The sequence below is a fragment of the Micromonospora sp. URMC 107 genome (assembly GCF_051386315.1).
GTDB lineage: Bacteria > Actinomycetota > Actinomycetes > Mycobacteriales > Micromonosporaceae > Micromonospora.
Genome location: NZ_JBPQTK010000077.1, coordinates 17,279 through 27,537, shown reverse-complemented (window position 1 = coordinate 27,537; position 10,259 = coordinate 17,279). Strand labels below are relative to the sequence as shown.

Below are 10,259 nucleotides of genomic sequence, written 5' to 3'. Positions count from 1 at the left end.
CCCTGAAACCCACCCACCCCCCAGCGGGGACTGGAACCGGGGCTGGGGCCGGGGTCAGAGGCGGATGTCGGCGGGACGGTCGGACATGGGCAGCCCCGCCTCGCGCCACGCCTGCACGCCACCGATCATGTCGGTCGCGTGGTGCAGCCCGAGCGCCCGCAGGCTCGCGACCGCGAGGCTGGAGCTGTAGCCCTGGCGGCACACGACCACGATCCGCTGGTCGTACCCCGTGGCCTCGGGGATCCGCCACGCGCTGGCCGGGTCGAGTCGCCACTCCAGCACCGTCCGGTCGATCACGATGGCGCCGGGGAGGTCGCCCTGCTCCCGCCGCTGCACGTCGGTGCGGGTGTCGACCAGCAACGCCCCGGTACGGACCGCCTCGACGGTCTGGTGCGGGGTCAGCCGGCGTACCCCGGCGCGGGCCTGTTCCAGGAGGGCGTCAACGCCCGGACTCATCACGCTGTGGGACACCAGCAGATCATCCCGCCCCGTCCCGGGCACCGCCCGACGAACGCCCCGGCCCGCCCGACGACCGCTCGTTCGGGCGACCCCCGATCGGAGCGCCCATGCGGCCCGCCGACGCCGGGCTCTCCGCCCACGCCGGGCTTTCCGCCGACGCCGGGCCTTCCGCCCACGCCGGGCTTTCCGCCCACACCGGGCTTTCCGCCCACGCCGGGCTTTCCGCCCACGCCGGGCCTCCGCCGAACCGGCCCGCCCGGCGGCCGGCGATCCGGCCTGGTTACCGTCGGCCACGTGGCGGTGGCGGTGGTCGAGGCGTACGCCCGGCTGGCCCGGCGGGTGCTCGCCGGGCCGGCGCGGTTGGGACGGACCCGGCTGGTGGCGGTGGACGGGCCGAGCGGCGCGGGCAAGAGCGTGTTCGCGGCGCGGCTCGCGGACGCCCTCGCCGCCCTGCCCGGCGGCGGCCCGCCGGCGGTGGTGCACACCGACGACCTGCTCGACGGCTGGGACGACCAGCTCACCTTCTGGCCCCGGCTGGAGGAGTCGGTGCTCGGGCCGCTGCGCGCCGGCCGGCCGGGGGCGTACCGCCGGTACAGCTGGGTGCGCCGGGCCTTCCTGCCGCGCCCGGTGCCGGTCCCGGTCGTGCCGGTGCTGCTCGTCGAGGGGGTGAGCGCGGCGCGGGCCGCCGCGGCCGCGGACCTGACCCTGGCCGTCTTCGTCACCGCCCCGGCGCCGCTGCGGCTGGCCCGGGCGCTCGAGCGCGACGGCCCGGCGATCCTGCCGGAGCTGCGCCGCTGGCATCTCGGCGAGCGGGCGCACTTCGCCGCCGACGGCACCGAGGCACGGGCGGACCTGGTGGTCGACGGTGCCCCGGGCCTGCCACACGACGTCGACCGCTACTACGTGCGCCGGCGCTGAGGCCCCGGCCCGCGCGGCGTCGCGGACCGCTGCCGTGGGTCCCGCCGCTGTGCCCGTCGGGCGGTGCGACGTCGTCGGCCGGTCGCCGCTGGGGTCGCCGGCCGGGTCGGACCCGTCCGTCGCGCCGGGCTCGGGCGGTGCGCTCGGTAAGGCCGGCATACGATGCCGGTCATGACCACACCGATCATGTCCGAGTCCGAGGTCCGGGCCGCCGTCGAGCGGGAGCTGCCCGGTGTCCGCGCCGACCTGGAACGCCTCGTCCGCATCCCCGGCATCGCGTTCGAGGGCTTCGACCACTCGCACGTGGAGCGTTCCGCCGAGGCGGTGGCCGAGCTGCTGCGCGGCTGCGGCCTCGACGTCGAGATCGTGCGCTCCGGTGGCCAGCCGGCGGTCATCGGGAAGAAGGCGGCCCCGCCCGGGGCGCCGACGGTGCTGCTCTACGCCCACCACGACGTGCAGCCGGTCGGCGACCTGACGCTGTGGGAGTCGGACCCGTTCGAGCCGGTGGAGCGGGACGGCCGGCTCTACGGCCGGGGCGCCGCCGACGACAAGGCCGGCATCATGGCGCACGTGGCGGCGCTGCGCGCGTACGGTGACGCGCTGCCGGTCGGCGTGGTGCTCTTCGTCGAGGGCGAGGAGGAGTACGGCTCCGACTCGCTGGAGCGGCTGCTCGCCGAGCACCGCGACGAGATCGCCTCGGACGTCATCGTGATCGCCGACTCCGCCAACTGGGACATCGGCGTACCGGCCCTGACCACCTCCCTGCGCGGCATCGTCAACTGCTTCGTGGAGGTGCGCACCCTCGACCACGCCGTGCACAGCGGCATGTTCGGCGGCGCGGTGCCGGACGCCCTGACCGCCCTGGTGCGGCTGCTGGCCACCCTGCACACCGACGCCGGCGACGTGGCCGTCGACGGGCTGGTCGCCCGGGAGGGCGCGAGCGTCGACTACCCCGAGGACCGGTTCCGCGCCGAGGCCGGGCTGACCGAGGGCGTGAGCCTCATCGGCACCGGGCGGATCACCGACCGGCTCTGGACCAAGCCCGCCCTCGCGGTGCTCGGCATCGACGCCCCGGCCACCGCCGAGGCGCCGAACGCCCTGGTCCCCACCGCGAAGGCCAAGCTGAGCGTACGGCTGGCGCCGGGCGACGACCCGAAGCGGGCGTACGCGGCCCTGCGCGCCCACCTGGAGAAGCACGCGCCGTGGGGCGCGCGGGTGACCCTCACCTTCGAGCACGACGGCGACCCGTGCGTCATCGACGCGTCCGGCCCGATGTTCGACGCGGCCCGCTCGGCGTTCCGGACCGCCTGGGACGGCACCGACCCGGTGGACCTCGGCATCGGCGGCTCGATTCCGTTCATCGCCACCTTCCAGGAGATGTTCCCGCGCGCGGCGATCCTGGTGACCGGCGTGGAGGACCCGCACGCCCGGGCGCACGGCCCGAACGAGAGCCTGCACCTCGGGGAGTTCGCCCGGGTCTGCCTGGCCGAGGCGCTGCTGCTGAAGAAGGTCGCCGAGGCGGGCGTCGACGGGCGTTAGGTGTCGGAACCGTAACTTCGCGGTCGATGTGGGAGTTTGCGGTGTGTCGGCCGTGCGGTTGTTATAGCCTCTCGAACATGCGTACGAACGAGGTGATGAGCCGGCTCGAGGCCGCCGTCAGCGCACTGGGGGACGTCGACGTCTCCGCGTGGTCCGAGGACACGCTCAAGGAACAGCTCGGCGACCTGTCCGCCGCGCTGGTCGCGCTCGACAGAGGGCTCTCCCGGGTCGCCGAGGAGATCCGCGCCCGCGGCCTGCGCATCGAGGAACCCGTCTCGGCCTGACCCGCTCGGCGTCCAGGCCGGGAACGCCACCGCGAGGGCGGCCGTCCCTGACGGGCGGTGTCTGCCGGCGGTCGGGCGCGGCAATGCCCGGGACGTGTCGGGGGTGGCTGGCAGGATGGAGCCCGTGCGGTTCCTCGACCTGGCAGCCACCTCCGCCGCCGTCGGCGCCACCCGGGCCCGACGGGCCAAGGTGGAGCTGCTCGCCGCCGCGTTGCGGGCGCTCGACCCGCCCGAGGTCCCGGCGGGTGCCGGCTGGCTGGCCGGCGAGCTGCGCCAGCGGCAGACCGGGGTGGGCTGGGCGAGCCTGCGTGACCTGCCGCCGCCGGCCGCCGAGCCGACCCTGACCGTGGCGGCCGTCGACGCGGCCATCGACGAGATCGCGTCCGTGCACGGGCCGGGTTCCCAGGCCCGCCGCCGGGCGCTGCTGGGCGCGCTCTACGCCGCCGCCACCGCCGAGGAGCAGCGGTTGCTGACCGGCCTGTTCAGCGGCGAGCTGCGTCAGGGCGCGCAGGCGGGGCTGCTCGCCGACGCGGTGGCCCGGGCCGCCGACGTGCCGGTGGCCGCCGTACGCCGGGCGCTGCTGCTCGCCGGCGACCTGCGCGCGGTCGCGGTCGCCGCGCTCGACGGGGGCGCGCCGGCGTTGGCCGCCTTCGGCCTCCAGGTCGGCCGCCCGCTCGCGCCGATGCTGGCCCAGAGCGCGCCCTCGGTCGACGAGGCGCTCGCGGCCACGGGCGTCCCCGCCGTGGTCGACGTGAAGCTCGACGGCATCCGGATCCAGGTGCACCGCTCCGGCGACGACATCGCCGTGTTCACCCGCAGCCTGGACGACATCACCGCCCGGGTGCCGGAGGTGGTCGCCGCCGTGCGGGCGCTGCCCGCCCGTGCGCTGGTGCTCGACGGGGAGGCGATCGGGCTCGACGAGACGGGCCGGCCGCTGCCCTTCCAGCAGACGTCGAGCCGGGCGGCGCGGCGCACCACGCCCAGCAGCGCCGGCCGTGCTCCGGTCGCACCGGCGGTGCTCGCCGCCGCCGCGACCACCGGCGAGACGGTGCTGACGCCGTACTTCTTCGACCTGCTCCACCTCGACGGCGTCGACCTGGTCGACCGGCGCGGCCGGGAGCGGTGGGCCGCGCTCGACGCGGCGGTCGACGCATCGCTGCTGGTCGGCCGGCTGGAGGTCGACGGCCCCGAGCGGGCCGGCGAGGCGTTCGCCGCCGCCATCGACGCCGGCCAGGAGGGGGTCGTGGTGAAGGCGCCCGACGCCCCCTACGACGCCGGCCGGCGGGGCGCCGCCTGGGTGAAGGTGAAGCCCCGGCACACCCTCGACCTGGTGGTGCTGGCGGTGGAGTGGGGCAGCGGCCGGCGTCAGGGCTGGCTGTCCAACCTGCACCTCGGGGCCCGCGACCCGCGCACCGGCGACTTCGTCATGCTCGGCAAGACGTTCAAGGGCCTCACCGACGAGCTGCTGCGCTGGCAGACCGAGCGCTTCCTCGGCCTCGCCGTCGAGCGCGGCGACTGGGTGGTGCGGGTCCGCCCCGAGCAGGTGGTCGAGATCGCCTTCGACGGGGTGCAGACCAGCTCCCGCTACCCGGGTGGGATGGCGCTGCGCTTCGCCCGGGTGGTGCGCTACCGCGACGACAAGACGGCGGCGGAGGCCGACACCATCGACGCCGTACGCGCCATCCACGCCGGTCGCGTCACCGGCTGAGCGGGCGGGCCCGGCCGGCGAGGACGGTCAGCCGGCGCCCTGCGACGCGGGCTCGGCGGCCCGGTCGACGGGTCCCCGCGGCCCCACGCCCGCCAGCCGGCGGGCCTCCCGGCGGGCCACCCAGCCGTAGCCGAAGAGGGTCATGACGGCGAAGATCCACCACTGCACGACGTAGCCGAAGTTCTGCCAGTTGTTGGTGTACCCGACCGGCACGTCCTTGAAGGCCGGGTCTTCGGCCGGGGCCTGCTCGTCCAGCAGCAGGTACGCCCCGTGCACCGGGTAGGGCAGCTCCCGGGCCAGCCGGGGCACGCCGATCCGCCGGGTCTCCAGCTTGCCGTCACGCCGGGTCACGGCGACCGAGCCGCTCTCGCTCAGGTGCACCCGTCCCGTCACGGTGACCTCGCCGGTCGGGAGAGCCGGCACGTCCGGCTGGACGGTCGCGTCACCGCCCCGCGCCGGCGGGATCCAGCCCCGGTCCACCAGCACGGCCGTGCCGTCGGCCAGCACGAGCGGGGTGACCACCTCGAAGCCGACCGTGCGGTCCACCGAGCGCCCCCGGACCAGGACCACGTTCGCCGGGTCGTAGCGGCCGGTCACGGTGACCTTGGTCCAGGCCCGCTCCGCGGCGGGGGCGGGGCCGGCCGTGCCGCTGCCGCCGGTCGGGGCGGGCAGCACGTCACGCAGCGGCACCGGGTCCATCCGCAGGCCGGCGTCGATCCGTTCGTTGATCTCCGTGCGGCCGTGGTAGCGGTCCAGCTGCCAGTTGCCGAGCAGCACCATCACCGCCGCGGCGACCAGGGTCAGCGCGAGAATGCCCAGCCAGCGCGGCGTCAGCAGGAACCGGTACACGCCCACGAGGCTACCCCTGTGACCGGAGGCACTCCGCTCCGACAGCCCCCTTCCGGGCCCGGGCGGGCCGCCGCCGGATCCACTCGGCGGCACCCCGGCACCGCCGCCCGGCCCGCCCGGCCGCGCTCCGACACCGCCGACAGGGGCCGTTCGGCGGCGGTCACCCGCCGGCCGGTTGGGCTATCGTCACGCGGGCGGACCGCGCGGTCGGCCCGCCGCAGGTCCCCCGCCGCCCCGCATGGAGTCGATGATGACCGTCGTGCCGCGCCTGGTGCTCAGCGCGCCGTCCTCCGGCCACGGCAAGAATGCGCTGTCGATCGGGCTGCTCGCCGCGTTCGCCGACCGGGGCCTGGACGTCGCCGGGTTCAAGGTCGGCCCCGACCACGTCGACGCCGCGTACCTGGGGCTGGCCGCCGGCCGCCCCGGTCGGACCCTCGATCCCCGGCTGGTCGGCGCCGACCGGATCGCCCCGCTCGTCGGCCACGGCGCGGCCGGCGCCGGGCTCGCGGTGGTGCAGGGCAGCATGGGGCTGTACGACAGCCTCGCCGGCCGCCCGGAGAGCGAGTCGACGGCCGCCGTGGCCACCGCGCTGCGCAGCCCGGTCGTGCTGGTGGTCGACGTCGCCGCGACGGGGCAGTCGGTGGCCGCCCTGGTGCACGGCTTCCGGTCGTACGACGAGCAGCTCTGGCTCGGCGGGGTGATCCTCAACCGGGTGGCGTCCGCCCGGCACGAGGAGCTGCTGCGCGAGGCGCTCGACGACATCGGGGTGCCGGTCTACGGCGCGCTGCGCCGCCAGGACCTGCCGTCCGTGCTGCCCGCGCGCCGGTACGGGGCGGTGCCCGCGCTCGCCCGCACCGAGGAGGCCACCCGCGCGGTCCGCCGCCTCGGCGAGGCGGTCGCCGCCACCGTCGAGCTGGACCGGTTGCTGGGCCTGGCCCGCTCCGCCCCGCCGCTGCCCGCGCCGCCCTGGGCGCCGGAGGTGGGGCGGGAGACCGCCGGTTCGCGCCCGGTCGTCGCGGTCGCCGGGGCGCCGGGCGGCAGCTACAGCCACGCCGAGACCGCCGAGCTGCTCCGCGCGGCCGGCGCCGAGGTGGTGACGGTCGACCCGCTGCACGACGAGGCGCTGCCCGCCGGCACCGGCGCGCTGGTCGTCGGCGGCGGGCTGCCCGAGTCGTACGCCGGGCAGCTCTCCGCCAACCGCCGGCTCTGCATCGCGGTCGCCGAGCTGGCCCGCACCGGGCGGCCCGTCGTCGCCGAGGGCGCCGGCCTGCTCTGGCTGGCCCGGGAACTGGACGGGCTGCCCATGTGCGGCGTGCTCGACGCGGTGGGGACCCGCCGCGACGGCCTGGTGGTGGGCTACCGGGAGGCGACCGCGCTGACCGACAGCCTCGTGGGGCCGGCGGGCACGGTGGTGGCGGGGCACAAGGAGCACAGCAGCGTGCTCACCCCGCGCGCCGGGGCGCGGCCGGCGTGGAGTTGGGACGGCGGGGCGCCCGAGGGCTTCGTCTGGCGGGGCGTGCACGCCTCGCAGCTCACCCTGCACTGGGCGGCGTACCCGCAGCTGGCGGCCCGGTTGGTCGACGCGGCGGCGCGGGCGGCGGCCGACCCCGCGACCGCCCGGCCCCACGGGGTGCCCGCGTGATCGGCCAGGTGGCGGTCCGCCGCTTCCCGGCGCTGACGGTCTCCACGCCCCGCACCGAGGTACGTGCGCTGACCGGAGCCGACGCGGCGGCGGCCGACGAGGTGTTCGCCGACCGGCAGACCCAGCGGTGGCTGCCGCTGGCCGACACCTCCGGCCGGATCGACGGGCTGGCCTGGTGCACCGACCTGGCGCGGCAGCGGCGCGACAGCGGCGACGGCGACCACTACGCGGTGGTACGCCGGGAGGACGACCGGGTGGTGGGCTGCCTGTGGACCCGCCGCACCGACTGGGGCGCCCGGTGCACCGAGGTCTCCTACGCGATGGCGGCGCACGCGCGGGGCTTCGGCCTGGCGGCCGAGGCGGTCGACGCGCTCGCCATCGCGCTGATCCTCGAACACGGCTTCCAGCGCGTCGAGCTGCGGGTCGCCCCCGGCAACCTGGCCTCCCGCCGGGTCGCGGAGAAGGCCGGGTTCAGCTACGAGGGCCTGCTGCGCAACGCGGGCTTCGTCCGCGGCGGCCGGGTCGACCTGGAGGTCTGGTCCCTCGTCTCCGCCGACCTCCGCTGAGCCGCCCGGCCCGCGCCGACCCGCCCGGCCCGTGCGCGGAACCGGTCAGCCGACCATGCGGTCCGAGGGCGGGGTGAACTGGCGGGTGGGCTGGCCCTTGAGGCCGTCGCGGAGGGTCTGCGCCACCGCCTTGATCGGGATCTGCGACTGGCCGTCGCCGACCGCGTTGAACGGGTTGTCCGGGTCGGAGATGAAGCTCGCCGCCGCCAGCTCCGGGGTGTAGCCGACGAACCAGGCCGACCGGGTGCTGTCGGTGGTGCCCGTCTTGCCCGCCACCGGGCGGCCCACGGTGCCCCGCACGCTGTCCGCGGTCGACCAGCCGCCGCAGCTCCCGCGCGCCGGGGTGTCGCCGGTCGGGCAGCGGGCGGCGTCGGTGGCGGCGCGGGCGGCGTCGGCGTTCACCACCTGCCGGCAGCGGGGCTTGGCGACCTCGCGTTCGATCCCGGAGGCCGTCTTCCAGGTGGTCGGCGTGCCGTCACGGTTGTAGATCGCCTGCACCGGGATCGCCTCGCAGTAGCGGCCGTCCGCGGCGATCGCGGCGTACGCGTTGGCCATCTCCAGGGGCGTGGCGTCGGAGACGCCCAGCGTGAACGCGCCCCACTTCTTGACCTTGGCCGGGGACGCCTGTTCCTTGTCGACGTCCGTGCGCCAGCGCAGCCCGAGCTGCTCGGCGAGGTGGACCGCCTTGTCCGCGCCGACCTGCTCCTCCAGCCACACGAAGTACGTGTTGACCGACTTGCCGAAGCCGGACCACATGGTCTGGTTGCCGCTCATCGCGCCGCTGGCGTTGGACGGCGCCCAGCCGTCGTAGACCTCGGAGCGGTACCGGTGCGGGGCGTTGAACGAGGTGGACAGCGGCATGCCCGCGTTCAGCGCGGCCAGCATCGGGAACATCTTGAACGTCGAGCCGGCCTGGTAGCCCGGCAGGTCGCCGCCGCCCAGCAGGGGCGCCACGGTGTTCGGGTAGTTCGCCTTGACCTTCGGCCCGGCCTCGGGGTTGGAGCTCTGCCCGTTCTGGCTCAGGTCCAGCGAGTACGTCCGGTTCACCGCCATCGCCTTGACCCGTCCGGTGCCGGGCTCGGAGACCACGATGCCGTTGGCGAACGGGCTGCCGGTGTTCTCCTTGGCGCCGACGTTCTTCTCGGCCGCCTCCTGGATCTTCGGGTCCATGCTGAGCACGATCCGGTAGCCGCCCCGGCGCAGCTTGTCCATCCGCTCCAGCCGGTTCTCGCCGAACGCGGGCTGCGCGCTCCACCAGTTCTTCAGGTAGTCGCAGGCGAAGCCCCAGCTGTTCCACTTCTCGGGCACGGCGGCGCAGTCGTTCGGCGGGTAGGTCAGCTTCAGCCGGATCGGCTCGGTCTTCGCCTGCGCGACGGCGTCCGGCGAGAGGTAGCCGAGCTGGGCCATCCGGTCGAGCACGTAGTTGCGCCGGCCGGTGGCGTCCTTCTGGTCGGAGCTGGCCGGGTCGTACTCGGACGGGGACTTGACCAGGCCGGCGAGGGTGGCCGCCTCGACGGGGTTGAGGTCCTTGGGGGCCTTGGAGAAGAAGATCTCGCTGGCCGCGTAGATGCCGTACGCGCGGTGCCCGAAGTACGCGGAGTTGAGGTAGCGCTCCAGGATCTGCTCCTTGCTCAGCTCCTTCTCCAGGTCCATCGCCATCCGCATCTCGCGGACCTTGCGCAGGCTGGTCTGCTGGGTGGCCTCCTGCACCTCCTTCGGCGTCTTCGCGCTGTCGCGCAGCGCCATCCGCACGTACTGCATGGTGAGGGTGGAGGCGCCCTGAGAGACGCCGCTGGAGCGGGCGTTCGCCACGAAGGCGCGGGCGACGCCCTTCGGGTCGACGCCCCGGTGCTGGTGGAAGCGGTTGTCCTCGGCGGCGACGATCGCCTGCTGCATGTTCGGCGAGATGTCGGCCAGCTTCGTGTACTGCCGGTACTCCTCGTAGAACATCGTCAGCACCGTCCTGCCGTCCGGCGCGTAGACGTACGACGTCTCGGCCGGCAGCGCGGTGGTGAGGATCTTGGTCTTGTGTTCCATGGCGTGCGCCGTGACCTTGGCGCCGAGGCCGGTGGCGGCGGCCACCGGGTACGCCACGGCGGCGACGACGATGCCGGCGATCAGTCCGGCGCGGAAGAGGGGAACGAGACGACCAGCGGCAGCAAGGGGTCGATTGCTCACCAGCTCAAGTTATGACATTTCCGATTCACACTTGAGAAATATTCATGAACGCCCGTGTGGTGACGCGGCCCACGCCGGGATCCGCTGTCCCGCGCGCCACCTTCCCGGCAGGATCG

Annotated in this window: 9 protein-coding genes; 6 read left to right on the top strand and 3 right to left on the bottom strand. The window is 75.4% G+C overall.

The window, feature by feature from the left end; all coding sequences use genetic code 11:
- Window positions 1-54: 54 nt before the first annotated feature.
- Entirely contained in the window at window positions 55-456 is a 402-nt protein-coding gene (locus ACSNN9_RS18085) for a rhodanese-like domain-containing protein (RefSeq protein ID WP_436674528.1), read from the bottom strand.
- A 297-nt stretch (window positions 457-753) separates the two neighbouring features.
- Here ACSNN9_RS18085 and ACSNN9_RS18080 point away from each other — a divergent pair, with 297 nt between their 5' ends.
- From ACSNN9_RS18080 to ACSNN9_RS18065, 4 genes are all read left to right on the top strand, one after another.
- A complete protein-coding gene (locus ACSNN9_RS18080) occupies window positions 754-1,377 on the top strand; it encodes a uridine kinase family protein (protein WP_436674526.1) in 624 nt (207 codons plus the stop codon).
- Window positions 1,378-1,563: 186 nt separating this feature from the next.
- Complete coding sequence (locus ACSNN9_RS18075) at window positions 1,564-2,916, top strand: dipeptidase (RefSeq protein ID WP_436674536.1); 1,353 nt, start codon at window positions 1,564-1,566, stop codon at window positions 2,914-2,916.
- A gap of 77 nt (window positions 2,917-2,993) precedes the next feature.
- Window positions 2,994-3,200, top strand: coding sequence for a hypothetical protein (locus ACSNN9_RS18070; protein ID WP_436674524.1), 207 nt, complete (start codon window positions 2,994-2,996; stop codon window positions 3,198-3,200).
- 124 nt (window positions 3,201-3,324) lie between these two features.
- Window positions 3,325-4,908, top strand: a complete 1,584-nt coding sequence (locus tag ACSNN9_RS18065) for an ATP-dependent DNA ligase (RefSeq protein ID WP_436674534.1) — start codon at window positions 3,325-3,327, stop codon at window positions 4,906-4,908.
- A gap of 27 nt (window positions 4,909-4,935) precedes the next feature.
- Here the strand turns inward: ACSNN9_RS18065 and ACSNN9_RS18060 are convergent, their stop codons facing one another.
- Window positions 4,936-5,763, bottom strand: a complete 828-nt coding sequence (locus ACSNN9_RS18060; protein WP_436674523.1) for an SURF1 family cytochrome oxidase biogenesis protein — start codon at window positions 5,761-5,763, stop codon at window positions 4,936-4,938.
- 244 nt (window positions 5,764-6,007) lie between these two features.
- Here ACSNN9_RS18060 and ACSNN9_RS18055 point away from each other — a divergent pair, with 244 nt between their 5' ends.
- Together ACSNN9_RS18055 and ACSNN9_RS18050 are read left to right on the top strand one after the other, a co-directional pair.
- Window positions 6,008-7,399: a cobyrinate a,c-diamide synthase gene (locus tag ACSNN9_RS18055; RefSeq protein WP_436674521.1), complete on the top strand. Its 1,392-nt coding sequence runs from the start codon at window positions 6,008-6,010 to the stop codon at window positions 7,397-7,399.
- Window positions 7,396-7,965: a GNAT family N-acetyltransferase gene (locus ACSNN9_RS18050; RefSeq protein ID WP_357867275.1), complete on the top strand. Its 570-nt coding sequence runs from the start codon at window positions 7,396-7,398 to the stop codon at window positions 7,963-7,965. Before ACSNN9_RS18055 ends, ACSNN9_RS18050 begins: the two co-directional genes overlap by 4 nt.
- A 45-nt stretch (window positions 7,966-8,010) precedes the next feature.
- Here the strand turns inward: ACSNN9_RS18050 and ACSNN9_RS18045 are convergent, their stop codons facing one another.
- Window positions 8,011-10,143 carry a transglycosylase domain-containing protein gene (locus tag ACSNN9_RS18045; RefSeq protein WP_436674519.1) on the bottom strand — a complete coding sequence of 711 codons (2,133 nt, stop codon included), beginning with the start codon at window positions 10,141-10,143 and terminating at the stop codon, window positions 8,011-8,013.
- Window positions 10,144-10,259: the final 116 nt, after the last annotated feature.